The organism is Aeromonas sp. ZOR0001 (assembly GCF_000801015.1).
GTDB classification, from domain to species: domain Bacteria; phylum Pseudomonadota; class Gammaproteobacteria; order Enterobacterales; family Aeromonadaceae; genus Aeromonas; species Aeromonas veronii.
In genome coordinates, this window is the sequence record NZ_JRJY01000006.1 from 1 (window position 1) to 18,490 (window position 18,490).

At 61.4% G+C, this 18,490-nt stretch carries 21 protein-coding genes; 12 read left to right on the forward strand and 9 right to left on the reverse strand.

What is annotated here, in order from left to right; translation table 11 throughout:
- On the reverse strand, positions 1-2,281 hold a 2,281-nt coding region (locus L972_RS00825; RefSeq protein ID WP_047434431.1), incomplete at its 3' end, for a PD40 domain-containing protein.
- Positions 2,282-2,559: 278 nt separating this feature from the next.
- Between L972_RS00825 and L972_RS00830 the strand changes: the two genes are divergently transcribed.
- The 4 genes from L972_RS00830 to L972_RS00845 all read left to right on the forward strand — a co-directional run bounded on the left by L972_RS00830 (position 2,560) and on the right by L972_RS00845 (position 6,090).
- Positions 2,560-3,039, forward strand: coding sequence for a L,D-transpeptidase family protein (locus tag L972_RS00830; RefSeq protein WP_047434434.1), 480 nt, complete (start codon positions 2,560-2,562; stop codon positions 3,037-3,039).
- 164 nt (positions 3,040-3,203) lie between these two features.
- Positions 3,204-4,730: a YjjI family glycine radical enzyme gene (locus L972_RS00835; protein WP_047434438.1), complete on the forward strand. Its 1,527-nt coding sequence runs from the start codon at positions 3,204-3,206 to the stop codon at positions 4,728-4,730.
- Positions 4,731-4,740: 10 nt separating this feature from the next.
- On the forward strand, positions 4,741-5,628 hold the full coding sequence (locus tag L972_RS00840) for a YjjW family glycine radical enzyme activase (RefSeq protein ID WP_047434441.1): 888 nt from the start codon (positions 4,741-4,743) through the stop codon (positions 5,626-5,628).
- Positions 5,629-5,766: 138 nt separating this feature from the next.
- Positions 5,767-6,090 carry a DUF1820 family protein gene (locus L972_RS00845; RefSeq protein ID WP_005340296.1) on the forward strand — a complete coding sequence of 108 codons (324 nt, stop codon included), beginning with the start codon at positions 5,767-5,769 and terminating at the stop codon, positions 6,088-6,090.
- 63 nt (positions 6,091-6,153) lie between these two features.
- Here the strand turns inward: L972_RS00845 and L972_RS00850 are convergent, their stop codons facing one another.
- From L972_RS00850 to L972_RS00860, 3 genes are all read right to left on the reverse strand, one after another.
- Positions 6,154-7,086, reverse strand: coding sequence for a LysR family transcriptional regulator (locus L972_RS00850; RefSeq protein WP_047434445.1), 933 nt, complete (start codon positions 7,084-7,086; stop codon positions 6,154-6,156).
- Between the two features lie 164 nt (positions 7,087-7,250).
- The gene (locus L972_RS00855; RefSeq protein ID WP_047434449.1) at positions 7,251-8,447 is read right to left on the reverse strand and encodes an amino acid aminotransferase; all 1,197 of its coding nucleotides are present in this window, start codon (positions 8,445-8,447) and stop codon (positions 7,251-7,253) included.
- A gap of 127 nt (positions 8,448-8,574) precedes the next feature.
- Positions 8,575-8,850, reverse strand: a complete 276-nt coding sequence (locus L972_RS00860) for a metal/formaldehyde-sensitive transcriptional repressor (RefSeq protein ID WP_047434451.1) — start codon at positions 8,848-8,850, stop codon at positions 8,575-8,577.
- Positions 8,851-8,921: 71 nt separating this feature from the next.
- Between L972_RS00860 and dmeF the strand changes: the two genes are divergently transcribed.
- The 4 genes from dmeF to pspG all read left to right on the forward strand — a co-directional run bounded on the left by dmeF (position 8,922) and on the right by pspG (position 11,227).
- Positions 8,922-9,878, forward strand: coding sequence for a CDF family Co(II)/Ni(II) efflux transporter DmeF (dmeF, locus tag L972_RS00865; RefSeq protein WP_047434454.1), 957 nt, complete (start codon positions 8,922-8,924; stop codon positions 9,876-9,878).
- A 210-nt stretch (positions 9,879-10,088) separates the two neighbouring features.
- The gene (pspA, locus tag L972_RS00870; RefSeq protein ID WP_047434456.1) at positions 10,089-10,751 is read left to right on the forward strand and encodes a phage shock protein PspA; all 663 of its coding nucleotides are present in this window, start codon (positions 10,089-10,091) and stop codon (positions 10,749-10,751) included.
- A 2-nt stretch (positions 10,752-10,753) separates the two neighbouring features.
- Positions 10,754-10,960, forward strand: a complete 207-nt coding sequence (locus L972_RS00875; RefSeq protein ID WP_043826074.1) for a PspC domain-containing protein — start codon at positions 10,754-10,756, stop codon at positions 10,958-10,960.
- 48 nt (positions 10,961-11,008) lie between these two features.
- Entirely contained in the window at positions 11,009-11,227 is a 219-nt protein-coding gene (gene pspG / locus L972_RS00880) for an envelope stress response protein PspG (RefSeq protein ID WP_005335871.1), read from the forward strand.
- 90 nt (positions 11,228-11,317) lie between these two features.
- Here pspG and L972_RS00885 read toward each other — a convergent pair whose 3' ends face one another.
- On the reverse strand, positions 11,318-11,662 hold the full coding sequence (locus tag L972_RS00885; RefSeq protein ID WP_047434463.1) for a GIY-YIG nuclease family protein: 345 nt from the start codon (positions 11,660-11,662) through the stop codon (positions 11,318-11,320).
- 44 nt (positions 11,663-11,706) lie between these two features.
- Between L972_RS00885 and L972_RS00890 the strand changes: the two genes are divergently transcribed.
- Entirely contained in the window at positions 11,707-12,441 is a 735-nt protein-coding gene (locus L972_RS00890; RefSeq protein WP_047434466.1) for a substrate-binding periplasmic protein, read from the forward strand.
- On the opposite strand, the gene rarD is transcribed toward L972_RS00890, so the two are convergent.
- Positions 12,423-13,313 (reverse strand): EamA family transporter RarD, encoded by an 891-nt coding sequence (gene rarD, locus L972_RS00895; RefSeq protein WP_042052465.1) that lies wholly within the window; start codon positions 13,311-13,313, stop codon positions 12,423-12,425. The two genes, L972_RS00890 and rarD, sit on opposite strands and share 19 nt — an antisense overlap.
- Positions 13,314-13,412: 99 nt before the next feature.
- Here rarD and L972_RS00900 point away from each other — a divergent pair, with 99 nt between their 5' ends.
- Positions 13,413-14,000: a uracil-DNA glycosylase family protein gene (locus L972_RS00900; protein WP_047434471.1), complete on the forward strand. Its 588-nt coding sequence runs from the start codon at positions 13,413-13,415 to the stop codon at positions 13,998-14,000.
- A gap of 3 nt (positions 14,001-14,003) precedes the next feature.
- On the opposite strand, the gene L972_RS00905 is transcribed toward L972_RS00900, so the two are convergent.
- Positions 14,004-14,861 carry a DMT family transporter gene (locus L972_RS00905; RefSeq protein ID WP_005335858.1) on the reverse strand — a complete coding sequence of 286 codons (858 nt, stop codon included), beginning with the start codon at positions 14,859-14,861 and terminating at the stop codon, positions 14,004-14,006.
- Between the two features lie 91 nt (positions 14,862-14,952).
- Between L972_RS00905 and L972_RS00910 the strand changes: the two genes are divergently transcribed.
- Positions 14,953-15,843, forward strand: coding sequence for a LysR substrate-binding domain-containing protein (locus tag L972_RS00910; RefSeq protein ID WP_047434473.1), 891 nt, complete (start codon positions 14,953-14,955; stop codon positions 15,841-15,843).
- A gap of 9 nt (positions 15,844-15,852) precedes the next feature.
- On the opposite strand, the gene znuB is transcribed toward L972_RS00910, so the two are convergent.
- On the reverse strand, positions 15,853-16,632 hold the full coding sequence (gene znuB / locus L972_RS00915) for a zinc ABC transporter permease subunit ZnuB (RefSeq protein ID WP_005354863.1): 780 nt from the start codon (positions 16,630-16,632) through the stop codon (positions 15,853-15,855).
- A 21-nt stretch (positions 16,633-16,653) separates the two neighbouring features.
- Positions 16,654-17,430, reverse strand: a complete 777-nt coding sequence (gene znuC, locus L972_RS00920; RefSeq protein WP_005363049.1) for a zinc ABC transporter ATP-binding protein ZnuC — start codon at positions 17,428-17,430, stop codon at positions 16,654-16,656.
- Between the two features lie 93 nt (positions 17,431-17,523).
- Between znuC and znuA the strand changes: the two genes are divergently transcribed.
- Positions 17,524-18,456, forward strand: coding sequence for a zinc ABC transporter substrate-binding protein ZnuA (znuA, locus tag L972_RS00925; RefSeq protein WP_047434478.1), 933 nt, complete (start codon positions 17,524-17,526; stop codon positions 18,454-18,456).
- Positions 18,457-18,490: the final 34 nt, after the last annotated feature.

An 18,490-nucleotide genomic window follows, 5' to 3' on the forward strand; every position in this document is an offset into this window, starting at 1 on the left:
CCTGCCAGTAGCCGCCAAGGCTGGCGGTCTCGTCCGCCATGCGCGGGAAGGGGGCGGGGCCGCTGCCCCAGGTGTGGGAGACATTGAGCTCGCCAGCCAGCTCCGCCAACAGGTTGCCAAAGTCCCGCGGGTTGCCGATGCCCGGCAGCAGGCGGCGGTAAGCGGCGACATAGCTATCCCAGTTCACCCCGTTCATATCGTCCAGATAGAACTCGTCCCGAGTTAGGCGGGCGATCTGATCGAAGGCGGCGGTCATGCGTTCCTGCCAGCGGCTGGTGGGTTGCAAGGCGAAGGGGGCGCTGGTGGCCTCGCCGGAGTCGAGATGGATCCGGGTGATCTCCCCATCCCGCACCAGGGTAGCCAGGGTGCCCTGCTGGTTGAGGCTTGCCAGCGCTGGGCCGGGCTGCTCACCAAACAGTTCGCTGGTTTTGCCCTTGCGCAGATCCTGGCTGTAGCCCTTGATCTCGCTCTCGCTGTTGACCCCCATCTCTTCCACCAGATAGATCACTTGGTCGCCGATGATGCGGCTGGCGAGCAGGGTGCCGGTGGGTTGCAGCAGCAGCGCTTCTCTATGGTTGAGACGATCGCTCTCAAAGCCGTATCCCCCTTTCGGTGGCTCCAGCTCGGCAATGGCATCGGCTCTGGCGGCGCGGCTGCTGTAGATGCCGAGCAGGTTGGTGACGAGGGGCTCGCCATCGGGCCCCAGTGCGCCAAACCGGGTCGATTGCCAGTAGAGAATGGCGCCATCCTGACTCCAGCCCGGTTGCCCATCCTGATAGCCGTTGAGGCTGACATTGACCGGTTTGGCCTTGGGATTGGCCGTATCGATCACCGCGATCTCCTGCTCTGCCGCATCGGGGCGGAAGGTGAGCGCCAGATGGCGGGAGTCGGGGGCAAAGGCGAGATGCACCTCGTGGCGCGAGGGGTTGAAGCTGGCAGGCACCAGCTCCCGCTGCTTGTTGCTCGCCAGATCCAGCAGGTGGATGGCCTGGCCATCTACCACGAAGGCGAGCTGCTTGCCGTCGGGGGAGAGCACCGGACGGCTGATCCCCTTGCCGGGAATGGCCAGCAGCAGGCTCTCGGTCAGAGTGCCGGGATCGCTGAACAGCAGATCCGGATCCCCCTTGCGCAGGCGATAGAGGGCAGCGTGCCCCTGCTGCTCCGACAGATAGATGAGGGCGCGCCCCTGCTCGGCGAAGAGGGGGCTGGACTGCTCGCTTGGATCTCGGGTCAGCTGACGCACCCGCTCCCGCTCGGGGTCAACGGCAAACAGGTTGCCTTCGCTCACCAGGATCAGCTCATCCGCCTCTTCGCTGACCAGCGCTTCGTCTGCCAGGGTCAGGGCCTCGCTCGACTCATCCGGCGCGCTCGCCACTTGCGGGGTGAGGGTCAGCTTGCGTGGCTCGCTGCTACCGGCATCGAGGCGATAGAGCTCGCCCAGCCATGACCAGACCAGATCGCCACTGCGAGAGGCGCTGAGCCCCCGCACCGGATGGCCCTGATAGTGGGTCAGCTGTTGCTCCTTGCCGCTGGCGAGATCCCGGCGCCAGACGTTGAAATCGCCGCTGCGCTCGCTCAGGTAAAAGAGGGTATCTCCCTTGTCGCTCCAGACCGGATCGGTGGCCGCCACCCGATCTTCGGTCAGCTGCTTGTGCTGCTTGCCATCAAACAACCAGAGACGGGGCACCGCGAACGAGTGCTGATGCTTGCGAAAGGGTTGATCCGCCGCGGGCATCTGGTAGACGAGCCGCTCCCCGTGGGGACGGGCGAGGGTCGCAGGTAGCGGCAGATCGGCCTGCAAGGTGCCGCCGGTGATCGGGGTCCAGTAGAGCTCGCCCCATTGGTAGCCTTCCGCGACAAAATGGTCGGCATCGGGCGCGCCCAGGCGCTGGCTGCTCAGCAACAGCCGTTTGCCATCGGCGCTGAAGGCTTGCGGCAGATCGGTGCGCGAATCGCGAGTGAGGCGCACCATCTCGCCGCCGTTGGCAGGCACCACGAACACATCTTCATTGCCGTAGAGATTGGCGGCAAAGGCGAGCTGTTTGCCATCCGGTGACCAGATCGGCCGCTGGCTCAGGTAGTCGCTGCCGGTGATCGCCGTGGCGGGGCCACCCTCGGCACTGGCGACAAAAATGCGCCCCTGCCAGGTGAAGGCAAGCTGCTTGCCATCGGGGGAGAGGGCGGGCTCGCGCAGCCAGAGTGCATCGGCGGCGACACTGGCAGGCAGCCAGAGCAGGAGTGGCGAGAACAGCAGGGTGGCGAGGCGGCACGAAGAGCGCATGGCATGATCCTGTCGGGGAGTGGAGTGTTATCTTCGCCGATCATTGCCCCGGGTGCCAGCGCGATAATTTTTGTATCTTGTTGTTTTAACTGTTAATTACCAATGCCAAATGACGGTGTTAAAGGAAGATGGCCTGGCTGCGGCAAGATATGTTTTGCCGGGCATATTGAGTATTGATGGCGATCCAATATCATGGCGCTCGCTCGCCGCTCGGCGGGCATCGTTCAGATGATCTGGTAACAAGAAAAGCCCGCACCAGAGGCTTGTCGAGGGATGGAATGAGAGCCGTATTACTGTGTTTGTTGGGGCTTTGGCCCGCATTGAGTTTTGCCTTTACCGAAAAAGCCGATTTGGTGGTGGTCAAGAAGTCGACCTATAGCCTGACCCTGATGAAGGATGGCAAAGAACTGAAGCGCTACTGGATTGCTCTGGGCCCGGCGCCCAAGGGGCACAAGCAGCAGGAAGGGGATCAGCGTACGCCGGAAGGGCGCTACACCCTCGACTACAAGAAGACCAATTCCGGCTACTACAAAGCCATCCATATCAACTATCCGAACCTGGATGACATCAAGCGCGCCAATGAGCTGGGTGTTCGTCCGGGTGGCATGATCATGATCCACGGCCAGCGCAACAGTATTGGCAACCGCAGGGTTCAGCCTTCCAACTGGACCAATGGCTGCATCGCCATGCTCAATCACGAGCTGGATGAGGTGTGGGACGCCGTTGACCCGGGTACGCCCATCGTCATCGAGCCCTGATCCGCACAACGGGGGCCTTGTCGGCAGACAAGGCCCCCGTTCTGTTTGGGGTGTGATCCTCTCTCACGGATGTCTTTTTGAGACATTCGTATTGTTGTGAATGTCACTTCAAAAAAAGCCTGCAAATGGTGAGGATATGGGCTCTGTCCGTGAAGGAGTGTCCCATGTCTTTGATCGAAACCTGTCAGCGCATCGTGCGCGATCCCCATCTCTCCGCCGCCAAGAAGAGCCACGCACTGGCGCTGGCCGCCGAGAATGCGTTGCCCTACCCCGACCTGCCTGCCGCAGTCGCCGAGGCGATGGAGCAGGGATTTATCTGCGACATGTTCGAAGGGCACGCCCCCTACAAGCCGCGTTATGTGCTGCCGGACTATGAAAAATTTCTGACTCAGGGCTCTGCCTGGCTGGAGCTGGCGGCGCCGCAGGATTTCGACGAGGCGCTCAACGCCCTGCGCATCCTCTATCACCATGTCCCCTCCGTCACCGGCATGCCGGTCTGGCTGGGGCGGCTCGACCATCTGCTGCTGCCGTTTGTCGGCGAACTGGATGACGAGACCCTCTATCGCAAGCTGAAGGGGTTCTGGGTCTATCTGGATCGGGTGCTGCCGGACGCCTTCATGCACGTCAACATCGGGCCGGATGACAACCGTATCTGCCGCCTGATCCTGCGCATCGACAACGAGCTCAAGCAGGTGGCGCCGAACCTCACCTTCTTCCACGATCCGGAGCAGACCCCGGACAGCCTGCTGCTGCAGGCGGTGAAGAATATCGCCGAGTGCAGCAAGCCGCACATCGCCAACTACCCTATCCATCGCGATACCTTTGACCTGCGTGGTTTTGGCATCGTCAGCTGCTACAACGCCCTGCCGCAGGCCGGTGGCGCCAATACCCTGGTGCGCATCTCCCTCAAGCGGGTCGCCGAGCAGTGTCAGGGGATCGACGACTTCCTCGGCTGCCTGCTGCCCCACTACTGCCGCCTGGCCTCTCAGCTGATCGAAGCGCGGGCCGCCTTCCTCCACGATGAGTCCGGTTTCTTCGACAGCTTCCTGGTCAAGGAGGGGCTGCTGGATGAGGATCGCTTTGTCCCCATGTTCGGCATCTACGGCATGGCGGAAGCGGTCAATATCCTGATGGATAAAGAGAATCTGCCGGATCGTTACGGCCATGGCGAGGAGGCGAACCAGCTTGGCTATCGCATCTCGGCCCAGCTCTCCGCCTATGTGACCACGACCCCGCAGACCCATGCCTGGGGTGGCCGTGCGCTGTTGCACTCGCAGGGTGGCCTCAGCATCGATGTGGCTGTTACCCCCGGGGTGCGCATTCCCTACGGGCATGAGCCGGATCCGGCCAGCCATGTGCTGGCGCTGGCACCACACCACACCTATTACCATTCGGGGATCAGCGAGATCCTGACGCTGGATCCCACCATCCGCCAGAACCCGCAGGCGCTGTTGCAGCTCTGCAAAGGGGCGCTCGCCATCGGTATGCGCGAGTTCACCGCCAACGTGGCCGACAGCGATCTGGTGCGGGTGACCGGCTACATGATCCGCAAGAGCGACGTGGCCCGCTTCGCAGAGGAGGGGTCACGCTTGCAGACCACCTGTCTCGGTGCCGAGGCGAGTGAAGTGACCGCCATTCGTCAGCGTGCACCGCGAGTGGTCGCCCACGAATCGACTATCGGCGAGTATTGAGTTCGCACCGATGGCTGATGTCTTGCCAACACGCAGCGCCTTGGTAAGCAGGGTGCTGCCGTTCTCCTGTGTCGACGGGCCGGGCAACCGGCTGGTGCTGTTTCTGCAAGGGTGTAACTTTCGCTGCCCCGGCTGCCACAACCCGCACACCATAGGGCTGTGCGACGATTGTGGCGACTGCCTTGCGGTCTGCCCAAGCGGCGCCCTCACCTTGAGCGAAGGCAAGATACAATGGCAGGCGGCGCTCTGTACCGATTGCGACGCCTGTCTGGATGTCTGCCCGCGCAGTGCCAATCCCAAGACCGCTACCATGACGGTGGACGACGTGCTGGCCCTGCTGCGCCGCTACGGCCCACTGCTGAGCGGGATTACCGTCTCCGGCGGCGAGGCGACCACCCGGCTCCCCTTTGTGGTTGCGCTCTTTACCGCCATCAAGGCCGCGCCGGATCTGGCCCATCTCACTTGCCTGCTCGACAGCAACGGCTCGCTGGCCGAAACCGGCTGGCAGCGGCTGCTGCCGGTGCTCGACGGCGCCATGCTCGATCTCAAGGGGTGGCGTGACTCGGTGCATCACACCCTGACCGGCTATGGTCGCGAGCGGGTGCTGGGATCGCTGCAACTGCTGGCACGCCACGGCAAGCTGACCGAACTGCGGCTGCTCCATGTGCCGGGCAAGAGCGATTTTCTGGATGCGAGTGGTGAGCTGGACGCGGATCTCGCCGCCTTCTTGCAGCAGCTTGGGCCTGTGCCCATTCGCCTCAACGGCTTTCGCCACCATGGGGTACGGGGTGAGGCTGCGCAATGGCCAGAGGCTAGCCAAACCGAGCTGGAACAGCTGGCCAGTCGTTTGCGTGCAGCGGGATTGGGGCCGGTCTCACTGCCTGCCTTGATGGGCTGAGTGGCTGCGTCATCCGGTGACCGTCATGGCGTGAGGCGCGGCATGGAAAGGCCGCAACTGTGATTTCTGTCTATTGGAGGGGGCGAGAACGGGGGCTAGAATAATGGCCATCTTCTTACCCCTCAATGACAGATAATCATGAGTGAAAGCAAGGCGTTATATCGGGTTCAGTTTATTTGCCACAGCGAGCGCTACGAAGTCTATGTGCGCGAAGTCAATCAGGGCCAGCTGTTCGGTTTTATCGAGATTGCCGATTTTGTCTGGGATAACCACACGGCGCTTATCGTCGATCCCAGTCACGAGAAGCTCAAGAGCGAATTTGCCGATGTGCGCCAGACCCTTATTCCCATGCATCAGGTGCTGCGCATCGATCAGGTGAAAAAGCAGGGGGCTGCCCGGATCACGGATCTGGGCAGCAACGTCGCCTCCTTCCCCAGCCCCATCTATACCAAACGTCCCTAGTCCCTGCTTGCCGTTGATGTTTCGCCGCGGTGAAACATCAATCTCCGCTCGTTGTCGTCCGGCTCAGGGCTCAATCAATTCGCGACCCAGTTGCAGGATCCGCTGGCGGAACCAGTGACGGGCCGAGCCATCACCGGCTGGGCCATACCAGACCAGACTGTGACTCACCTTGCCGTAATCGAACGGTGCCGGACGCATCACCAGATCCGGCTGACTGGCCATACAGGCCGCCCAGCCACCGATGGCGGTGAGGATCAGATCAGTCTGGGGCAGCAGGGCCGCCGCGCTGGCAAAATCGGGCAGGGTGGCGCCAATCTGGCGACGCACCTGCTGCTGGGCCAGGCTCTGCTCGAAGAAGGGGTTGGCCAGCTCCTGATCCCGAATGGCGATATGGCGCCAGCTCAGGTAGGCATCGAGATCCCAGGGCTTGGCCAGCGCGGGGTGGTCTTTGCGCAGCAGGCAGACCAGTTTTTCTTCCCGCAGGGTCTCCCACACCAGCCCGGGCTGTCGCGGCAACGGCTGGCTCTGGTCATGGGGTAGGATCACGAAGTCGAGTTTACCCGCTGCCAGCGCCTCCAGCCCCTGCTCATCCTTGTTCCAGATCTCCGGTACCATGCCCGGCACCTCTTTCATCAGCTGACCCAGAATGGGGCCCACCGGCCAGGTCATCACGCTCTCGCGCAATCCCAGCCGCAAGCTGCCCTGCCACTGTTGGGGGTTGAAGGCATTCTGGCGAGTGAGGCCGTTCAGCTCCCCCAGTAGTCGATGCAGGGTGGGAGCCAGTCGCTCGGCCATGGGGGTGAGCAACAGCTGGTTTCCCTGACGGTAGAGCAGTTGATCCCCCAGCAGATCCCGCAGTTGGTTGAGGGTCTTGCTGACGGTGGAAGGCGTAGTGCAGAGCCGCTCGGCGGTGCGGGTGACGCTCTGGTTGTCGAGCAGCAGGTGCAGGGTGACCAGATGGCGACCTCCCAGCCGAGAGAGAGCGATCAGATCCATAGTGGCTCCTGAAATTGATGAAGATAAACTGGCTTGGAATCAGAAAGATTCAACGTGACCTGCTGGCATTCTCTCACAGCAGGGGGAGGGTGAGCAGATCCATCAAGAGGTGACCGCGAACGCAACAGACAAAAAAAGCCCCGCCAAAGCGGGGCTGATGCGGATTAGCCCTTGAGCACCGCCGCCATGGCGTCGGCTACGTAGTCGACGTTGCGGCTGTTGAGGCCCGCCACGCACATGCGGCCGGAGCGCACCAGATAGACGGCAAACTCCTCGCGCAGTCTGTCAACCTGCTCCGGCGTGAAGCCGGTGTAGCTGAACATGCCGCGCTGGTTGATGAAGTAGCTGAAATCGCGGCCCGGCACCTTGGCGCTCAACACCTCGAACAGCTTCTGGCGCATCGCCTTGATGCGGGTGCGCATCTCAGTCACCTCACCAACCCACATGGCGTGCAGTTCGGGCTGGCTCATCACCGCCGCGGTGATCTGGCCGCCGTGGGTGGGAGGGCTTGAGTAGTTGCGACGCACGGTGGCCTTCATCTGGCCCAGCACCCGGCTCGCCTCTTCGGCATCCTGACAGATGACCGACAGACCGCCGCAGCGCTCGCCGTAGAAAGAGAGGTTCTTGGAAAACGAGTTGCTGACGAAGAAGCTGACACCGGCGGCCACCATGGCGCGGATGGCGTAGGCATCCTCTTCCAGCCCGTCACCGAAGCCCTGGTAGGCGATGTCCATAAAGGGGATCAGGTTCTTCTCGACCACCAGCGCGATCACCCGATCCCACTGGGCACGGGAGAGATCCACCCCGGTCGGGTTGTGGCAGCAGGGGTGCAGCAGCACGATGCTCTTGGCCGGCAGGCTGCTCAGGCAGTCGATCATCGTATCAAACTGCACGCCGCCAGTGGCCGCATCGTAGTAGGGGTAGTCATGCACCTTGATGCCGGCCCCCTCGAACATCGCCTTGTGGTTGTCCCAGGTCGGGTTGCTGACCCACACCTCGGAGGTCGGGAAGTAGCGCTTGAGCAGATCGGCGCCGATTTTGAGCGCGCCGGAGCCGCCGATAGTCTGGATGGTGGCGATGCGACCCGCCTTGACCGCTTCATGGTCGGCACCAAACAGCAGGTGTTGCACTGCGGTGCGGTAGTTGGCGGCACCTTCCATCGGCTGGTAGGGGCGCGGGGCAGGGGCAGCGGCGCGCTGGGCTTCGGCCTGCTGCACCGACGGCAGCAGCGGAATGCGCCCCTGCTCGTCGTAATAGAGGCCAATCCCCAGGTTCACCTTCTGCTCGCGGGTGTCTTTGTGGAAGGTCTCGACTAGCGTCAGGATGGGGTCGCCAGCATAGGCATCGACGTGTTCAAACATGGGGGATCCTTGAAATTGACTGTCCAGTAAAACCGGCGGTCAGCCGGGCTGGACATCATGGCGCAAAGCTGGCGGTGGCTCAAGCCCGATGCTGGTCGAGCCTGAAGGGATGGCGCCGCGATCCTGCTTACTTCAAATAGGATCGCAGGACGCTGACCACCTGATCCAGATCCTCCAGCCGCTCGGTCGGGGTGGCATCGGGGGCGCCGAGATGCTCGCGCATATGCCCCTCCAGCACCTCCAGCATCAGGCCGTTGACGGCGCCGCGGATGGCGGCAATCTGCTGCAAAATGGCGGTGCAGTCGCTCTCCTGCTCCAGCGCGCTCTCCAGCGCACCGGCCTGTCCCTTGATGCGGCGCACCCGTGCCAGCAGCTTCTTTTTGTCGTGAATGGTGTGGGACATGACGGATCCTCTCGATCAATAAAACTATACTGGGGTATAGTATATTGCATCATCGCTCTCAGGAGAAATCCATGTCATCCCTCGCTCAATCCCACTGCCATCAACCCGTCATCCACGAGGGCAATCCGCTGGCCGAACAGAAGACCCGCTGGGCCGTGCTGCTCACAGTCATCATGATGGTGGCGGAGATCGGCGGCGGCTGGTTCTACAACTCCATGGCGCTGCTGGCCGATGGCTGGCACATGAGCTCCCACGCGCTGGCGCTCGGTCTCTCTGTGCTGGCCTATCGCGCCGCCCGCCATTTCGCCCGTGACCACAGGTTCAGCTTCGGCACTTGGAAGATCGAGGTGCTGGGTGGCTTCACCAGCGCCCTGTTGCTGGTGGGAGTGGCCGGGTTGATGCTGTTCGAGTCGGTGTTCCGGCTGCTCGATCCCAGCCCGATACACTATCAACAGGCGATCGCCATCGCGCTGGTGGGGCTGCTGGTAAACCTCGCCTGTGCCTGGCTGCTCAAGGATGATCACGGCCACCATCACCACGACCATGGCCACCATCATGAGCATCACGACCACGATCATCATCATGACCATGACGATCACCACGGCCATCAGGATCTCAACCTGCGCGCCGCCTATATCCACGTGCTGGCGGATGCGGCCACTTCCGTGCTGGCGATTCTGGCGCTGACTGGGGGTATGTTGTGGGGGGCCGACTGGCTCGATCCGCTGATGGGCATAGTGGGTGCCGGGCTGGTCGCGGTGTGGGCCTGGGGCCTGTTGCGCGACTCCGGTCGGGTGCTGCTGGATGCCGAGATGGATACCCCGCTGGTGGCGGAGATCCGCGAGGTCATCGCCGAGCAGCCGGGCACTGATATCCGCGATCTGCACGTCTGGCGGGTAGGGCAGCAGCAGTATGCCTGCGTGCTCTCTTTGCTGATGGTCAATCCGCTACCGGCGCAGCAGATCCGCGAACGGTTGGCGATCCATGAAGAGCTGGTGCATGTGACCATCGAGATCGCCAGCGAATAAGTAATGATCGGGCTCATGTTGAGTACAAACATTAGTGAGAGATTTATGTTGGTAAAAATCACCACCTGGTTGGCTATTTTCACCAATAAACCCATCTTGAATTTCCTCGATAAATTCCCATCTATATGTAAAATAACAATAATTTTTCTTGGCACGGCTCTTGTAATGCAATGGGAAGAGATAGCCATCCCATCAACAAGGAGCCAGACCATGAGCGTATTCAGCCGCCTGACCGACGTGATAAATGCCAACCTGCACAGCTTGCTCGACAAGAGTGAAGAGCCGGAGAAGATGCTGCGCCTGATGATCGAAGAGATGGAGCAGGTGCAGGTCGAGATGCGTACCCAGGCCGCCCGCGTCATTGCCGAACAGAAGCAGCTGGAGCGTCATCAGCAGGGGTTGCAGGTACAGATCCTAGAGTGGGCGGCCAAGGCCGAGCTCGCCATCCAGAAGGGGCGCGAGGACCTGGCCCGGGCCGCGCTGACCGAGAAGCTGGCGGAGGTCAAAAAATGTGAACAGCTGGAGCAGGACAAGGCCCGGGTCGCCGAGGTGCTGGCCCAGCTTACCGCCGATAGCGAGCGACTGGCGGCCAAGCTGACCGAGGCGCGCGAGAAGCAGAAACTGCTGACCCTGCGCGAGCAGACTGCCCACAGCCGCATTCGTGCTCGCGCCCAGGTGGACAACCAGCGCATGCATGAGCTGATGGCGCGCTTTGACGGTTTTCAGGGCCGGGTCGATCAGCTGGAAGCCCAGCTGGAGGCGGCCACCCTGGGGCAGAATCCCTCGCTGGAGGCCCAGTTCCGCGAGCTGGAGCTCAATGACGAGATCGAGCGCGAGCTGGCTCGCCTCAAAGGCCAGAAGGCGGAGGTGTAATCATGAGCCCCTGGCCCAAGGATCTGGTGCATCGCAAGCTGACCGGGGTCTGTGCCGGTATTGCCAGGCGGTTGGGGGTCTCCAGAGTCACGGTGCGGGTGGTGGCACTGCTCGCCCTGATCCTGATGCCGCCGCTGGCACTGGCCGCCTATCTGCTGGCGGTGCTGATGATGCCGCCCCGTTATGAATTGAAGCGCTGGCTGGATTGACCGAAGGGTTGATCAGCCGGCAGACAAGGTACTGATAAGGAGCAAGTTATGCTGGAATTTTTCATATTGCTGGTGGTGCTGCTGGTCATGGCACTGACCGGTTTTACCCTGGTAGCCATGTTGCTGGTGAGCGGCCTGTTTGTGCTGCTTGGGGCACTGGGCGGCATGCTTGCTCTGATCATCAAGCTGGCCCCCTGGTTGTTGCTGGTGCTGGCAGTTTGCTGGCTGATCAGTAACCGCAGCAAGCGTTCCAATACTTACCTCTAACCCGCCTGAGGTTGTGCAAGACGTTGTGTGATGCTCCCTGATTTCCCCTTTCCGGCCACTCATCGAGTGGCCTTTTTTTGCCTGTCGTCCTCAAGGCTGGGTGGCTGCGGGTAACCACTGGGGGCTCCAGCTCTGCCAGAGTGCCGGGCTGTGGATCAGCTGCTCCTTGAAGGATTTCGGCTGCTGCTTGAGGCGATATTCGATGCGCAGAGCCGCCCCCTTCTCGCCGACTTCCTGTTGCCACGCCAGCGTCAATGGCCCCTTGCCGCGCAGGGCGCGAGCGCCCTTGCCACTCTGGTGCTGGCGCAGGCGGCGCAGCGGATCCGTGCTGATCCCGGTATAGAGCAGGCCGGTGGCAGTACGCACCATGTAGACAGACCAGCGGGAAGGGGCGGAAGGTTGCTGTACCGGTGTGGTGGTCGCAGGTTCTCTCATTCAAATTCTCTGTGCCAAACTCAGAGGCAGCTCAAGGAGGTGCGATGAGAGTCTGGTTTTGGTTGTGGTTACTGTTGTCGGTCCCGGCTCTGGGGGAGACGATCCGTCTCTACGATTACCATCAGCATCCCCCCTTCAACACCGGAGTGGATGCAGGGCTGAGCCGCGAGTTGGTCAAGTATCTCAATGAAAAGCTGGGGGGTGAACCCAGAATCGAGCTCTGGCTGGTCAATCGGGCCCGGCTGGCGCTGGAGATGGCGGCTCCAGACTTTGACGGTCTGGTGGTCTGGGTCAATCCCGCCTGGGTGGGGGATCCCCATCGCGAGCGCTATCTCTGGACTTTCCCGGTGATGCGCGACACCAACGAGCTGGTCTCGAACATCGACAAACCGGTCACCTATCGCGGGCCTGACTCCCTAAAGGGGCTGGTGTTTGGTGGGGTGGAGGGCTACCGCTATCAGGGGATCGATGATGCAGCTGGCCGCGGGGAGCTGGTGCGTCAGGATGCCAAGAAGGTGAAGACCAATCTTGAGCTGCTGGTGCGCGGCCGCATTGATGTGACGCTGGTCAGTGGTTCATCGCTGGGCTTATTCATCGACGCACAGCACTATCAGGGCAAGCTGTTTATCTCGCCCTTCCCCCAATCCAGCTATACCCGCCATATCCTGCTTCCCAAATCCCGTCCCGAGCTGCATGCCACCCTCAACGACATCGCCGAGCAGATGGACAGAGATCCCCGCTGGCACAAGGTGTTGGAGTCCTATCGCGGTACGCCCTGAGGGCGGCGCTTGAGCCGATGCAGTGGCAACAGGCTCACCAGCAGACCTGCCCAGACAAAGGCGAAACCGACAGCCTTGATGGGGTCCGGCGCCTCACCAAACCAGTAGATGGCGAGCAGGAAGGCGAGGCTGGGCTCGATATATTGCAGCAGCCCCACCGTGCTCATCCGGGTTCTCGCCACTGCGTAGCAGAACAGCCCCACCGGCAGCAGGGTGGCGGGCGCACTGCCCATCAGCAGCAGCTTGTCGGCCAGATCCCCGTTCACGAATGCCCCTTCCCCGTGCCACGCCAGCGTGCCGATGATGATCAGCGCGACGGGCAGTTGCACCATGGCTTCCAGATAGAGGCTGGTACCGGTGTCGTAGTGGATCTTCTTCTTGATCAGGCCATAGCAGGCGAAGTTGGCCCCCATGATGAGGGAGAACCAGGGGAGCTGGCCGTAGCAGAACAGCATGTAGGCGAGACCCGCCAGCGCCAGGGCGACCGCCAGATGCTTTTGCGGGGTGAGCCGCTCTTTGAGGAAGATGACGGCGAATACGATATTGAACAGCGGGGTCATAAAGAAGGCGAGGCTGGTGGTCAGCACTTGCCCGGTAGTGAGGCACCAGGTGAACATGCACCAGCTGATGGACATCACGGGGCCCGCTAACAGAATGAGGCCGAGCTGGCGTGGCTCGCTGCGCAGTTGTGCCCAAGGCACCTTGTGGCCAAGCAGCAAAAACAGGGCTCCCAGCAGCACCACAGACCAGAGCACCCGGTGGGAGATCAGCTCCCACATGTTGACCTCGGGCATGAATTGATAATAGAGCGGCAGCATCCCCCACAGGATGAAGGAGAGGGTCGCGGTGCCGGTACCTAGCCAGTTTTTCATTATTATCCGTTTATTAAATTAAACATTCATGGCGATAGTAGGGGGCACGCCCTGTTTCCACAAGAGGGAAAACAGGGAAATGCTGGTACTATCAACGCCATGCAGCGAATCGATAAGTTGTTTGAGCAAATCAGGGCCTGCCGTCTGTGCGAGGCTCATCTGCCGCAGGGGCCTCGTCCTGTGATCCGCGGGGCCGAGAGTGCCCGCTTGCTGATCATCGGTCAGGCGCCCGGCACCCGGGTGCATGCCAGCGGTATCCCGTGGGATGACCCCTCCGGTGACCGGCTGCGCCAGTGGCTCGGGGTCGATAAAACCACCTTCTACGACGAATCCCGCATCGCCATCATGCCGATGGGGCTCTGCTATCCCGGCAGGGGAAAATCCGGCGATCTGCCGCCGCGCCCCGAATGTGCGCCCACCTGGCACGACAAGGTATTGATGCTGTTGCCCAATATCGAACTGACCCTGCTGATCGGCCAATATTCACAAGCCTACTATCTGCGGGGGGCAGCCAAAGGGTCACTCACCGACACGGTGCGCAACTGGGCCGACTATGGCCCCGGCTGGTTGCCGCTGCCGCACCCTTCACCGCGCAACACCCTCTGGCTCAAAAAGAATCCCTGGTTCGAGCAGGAGGTCATCCCTCATCTGCAGCAAAGGGTCGCCCCTTTGCTGAAACGACCCTGAGTATTAGAGCGCTGGCTCGGCCAGCGGTTTTGGTTTGCTGCGGGCCATGGCGATGAGCGGCAGGACGATGCAGATACAGCCCAGCAGCAGCGGCAGGCCCGGTTGCTCGTCAAACAACCATACCCCGATGGCCACCGCCATCAGCAGACCGGTGTACTCCGCCGAGGCGATCTTGCTCGCCTCCGCCTTGCGATAGGCCACCACGCACAATCCTGCATAGACCATGATCAGCGCCGAAGAACCGAAGGCGGGCCACCACATCTGCCACTGCCAGTCGCCCCCTTCCCACAATGCCAGCGCCAGAATAAAGGGCATGCTCAGCACGTTGGTGAAAAACAGGGTCTGGGCGATGGGCTGCTTGAGCGGGATCCGCTTGATCAGCAGGTTGTTGAGCGCCATCGACAGCGCTACCCCGAGCGCCGCCAGTGCGGCCCAGTTCACCTCGGTCGGGCGCAGCACGATCAATACCCCGATAAACCCGATAACCGCAGTCAGCACCTTCTGGCGCGAGATCGCTTCCCCCGCCATCCACACCGCCAGCGGCACCATCATCAGGGGGGCGGCATAGAAGAGGGCATTGGCAGTGGCGAGCGGCAAGCGGGTGAGGGCCACCACCATCAGGCAGACGCCGACCGCCCAGATATGAGCCCGCAGCAGGTGCCACTTGATGGCCACCGGCGGGTTGCGGCGCCATGACCAGAGCAGCCAGGGCATCAGCAGAATGGCGGCCGAGAGCTGGCGGAAAAAGACAAACTGGAAGATGGGCTGATCCGGTTCCAGCACCTTGACCAGCGCATCGGAAAAGACCGCCACCATATTGCCCAGCACCAGATAAAGGATGCCGATCCCGACTGCATTCATACCACCTCCCACTTCAGATGAGGGGAGGGTAGCGTGCCGGTTGATATCCAGTAAAATGATAAAAAATGACCACCCATGAGATATTTAGATAATGAAGCTTCCTCCCCTGCGTGCGGTGCAATATTTCGAGGTGGTGGCCCGGTTGCTCAGCTTCTCCCGCGCCGCCCTTGAACTGAACGTCAGCCAGAGTGCGGTCAGCCACCAGATCCGCCTGCTGGAGGATTTTCTGGGTGAGCGCTTGCTGTTGCGTCAGGGGAGGCTGCTTTCCCTGACGCCGCAGGGGGAGAGTTACTTTGAGGGGATTGCCGCCGGGCTCAGCCAGATTGCCCAGAGCAGCGAACAGCTGCGTGGTGGTGGCGAGATGCGAGTCCGGCTTGCGGTCTACAGCTCGTTTGCGGTGAAGTGGCTGATCCCCCGCTTGGCGGGATTGCGCCAATTCTACCCCGAGCTGGATTTGAGTCTGGAGATGGTGGCGGAAGATCCCGAGCTCTCTGATCGGGTGGCGGACTGTTTTATCACTGTGTCACCCCACGGGCGGGGCTACTGCCACGACCTTATCTATCAGGAGCGGCTCTTTCCGGTCTGTAGTCGCCGCCTGTTGCAGCAGATCAGCGGGGAGTGGCCTGAGGCCATTTGGCAGTTGCCGTTGCTGTCGGTGCAGTCCATCTACAAGGCGCGGGGGGAGGATTGGCAGCGCTGGGCCAAGGCGGGTGGGCTGGTGATCCCGGACGAGGCGCGGATGCACCACTTCAGCCATGTGCTGTTGGCGATGGAGGCGGCAGCCTGGGATCAGGGGGTGGCATTCGTGAATGATTACATGCTGCGGCCCGATGATCCCCAGCTGGTGGCCTTGCCGGTACACCAGCTGGAGACGGGGGATGCCTTCTACTTTACCTGCAAGCGCTCGCGGGCCCATGAGCCCGCCATCAGCCGATTGCGCCAGTGGCTGATGATGGAGACACGCCAGAGCATGCCGCTCTAGCCTGCACCGTTACGCTCTCTTGAACTGGCTCAGCACAAACAGGCTGGTGGCGCAGACGACGACCGAGGGGCCTGCCGGAGTGTCCTGATACCATGAGAGGGTCAGCCCGCCGAGTACGGCGAGGCAGCCGATCAGCGCGGCAAAGCCGGCCATCTGCTCCGGCGTCTGGCTGAAGCGGCGGGCGGTGGCGGCGGGGATGATCAGCAGGGAGGTGATGATCAGCGCCCCGACAAACTTCATCGCCACGGCGATCACCAGCCCGATCAGCAGCATCAATACGCAGCGCAGCACATCGACCCGGATCCCCTCTACCCGTGCCAGCTCTTCCGAGATGGTCATGGAGAGCAGGGGATCCCACAGTCGCCACAGGGTGAGCAGTACCAGCGCGCCACCGCCGTAGATCCAGAGCAGATCCATCGGTTGTACCGAGAGCAGGTCGCCAAACAGGTAGGCCATCAGATCCACCCGCACGTTATCCATAAAACTCAAGGTAACCAGACCGAGGGACAGGGCGCTGTGGGCCAGAATCCCGAGCAGGGTATCGGTCGCTACCTGCTGGTTGCGACTCATGATCACCAGCAGCATCGCCATGGCAAGGCAGCAGACCACTACCGCCAGGGTGAGATCGACTTGTAGCAGGATACCTAGCGCGATGCCGAACAAGCAGGCATGGGAGAGGGTATCGCCAAAATAGGCCATCTTGCGCCATACCACGAAGCTGCCGAGGGGGCCGGCCAGCAGGGCAATGCCGAGGCCGGCTGCGAGGGCGTATAACAGAAAGCTGTCCACTTGAATGTCCTGTTGCTTGCGCTATTTGCTGTGAGCGTTGTTGCGAGAGGGCAGGCGGATGACGGGAGCCTGCGGTTCATGATGGTGGTGTTCGCCGTCGCAGTGGTGATGGTGGGTATAGACCGCCAGCACCTCCTGCTCCGGTCGCCCGAACAGGCGGGCAAATTCGGGGTGGCGCGCCACGCTTTCCGGCTCGCCATGACAGCAGACGTGGCGATTGAGGCAGATCACCTCGTGGGTGCTGGCCATCACCAGATGCAGGTCGTGGGATACCATCAGCACGGCGCAATTGAACTCGGCGGCGAGCTGACCGATCAGGGCGTAGAGCTCGATCTGGCCGGTGATATCGACCCCTTGCACCGGCTCGTCCAGCACCAGCAGCTCGGGCTTGACCAGCAGGGCGCGGGCCAGCAGAACGCGCTGCATCTCACCACCGGAGAGCTTCTGCATCCGGTTTTCCAGCAATCCCTCTGCGCCCACCCGGGTCAGCGCCTCCTCGATGGAGAGGCGGCTATTTTTGCCCAGTTGCAGGAAGCGGCGTACCGTCAGCGGCAGGGTGGGATCCAGATAGAGGCGCTGGGGCACATAGCCGACTCTCAGGTCGCGGCTGCGGGTGATCTTGCCCGAATCTGGTGTGAGCAGACCCAGCACCAGCTTGCTCAGGGTGCTCTTGCCCGCCCCGTTGGGGCCGACTAGCGTGGTGATTTTGCCTTTATTGAGGGTAAAGGAGACCTTGTCGAGCACAGAGCGTCCATCAAACGAGAGAGAGACCTCTTTCAGCTCTACCAGTTGGCTCATGACAACTCCGGGGTTTACAGCCAGTGAGAGTTATAATATAACAAAAAGCGGCTGTTATATTATCACATACTCACCCCCTGACGAGATTCACCAATGAGAATTATTGCGCTTTTCACTGCCCTGCTGGCGGTGAGTTTGCCTGTTCGTGCCATTGAGGTACTGACCACCATCAAGCCCCTTGGCTTCATTGCCGCGGCGATCACTGACGGGGTGAGCGAGCCCAAGGTATTGCTGCCGACCGGTGCCTCTCCCCATGATTTCTCCCTGCGTCCGTCCGATATTCGCAGCATCAACAGTGCCGATCTGGTGGTGTGGGTTGGCCCCGAGCTGGAAGGTTTTATGGCCAAGCCGCTGGCCAACCATCCCCATGCTCTGGCCCTGACTCAGGTTGAGGGGATGCCGCTGTTCAACTACGCGACTCAGAATAGTCACGATTCCCATGACCATGATGATCACGATCATGCCGCCCACGAGCACGGTGACCATGATGAAGGGCATGAGGGACACCATCACGAAGGGGTCGATCCCCATATCTGGCTTGGCCCGACGCAGGCCAAAGTGATTGCCAAGGCGATCGCAAGTGAATTGGGCAAGCTGGATCCGGCCAATCAGGCTCGCTATGACGCCAACCTCGCGGCATTTGATACCAAGGTGGATGCCAAGGACAAGGTGATTGCTGGCCAGATGAAGGCGGTGAATGAGAAGGGGTACTTTGTCTTCCACGAGGCGTATGGCTACTGGGAGCGCCACTACGGCATGAGTTCAAAGGGTCACTTTACCGTGAGCCCTGAGCGTCGCCCGGGCGCCAAGACCCTGGTGGATATTCGCAAGGCACTGGAAGAGAAGCAGGCGAGCTGCATTTATGCCGAGCCGCAATTCTCACCGGCTGTGATCGAATCGGTGGCACGCAATACCGGCGCCAAGGTGCTGTTGCTTGATGAGGTGGGTGAACAGGTACCGCTCGGCCCGGATGGTTATCCCCAATTCATGCAGCAACTGGCAGACGCATTCGCACAGTGTCGCTGATCGCCTGCTGAGCCTCTCATCCGGAGGGACTATA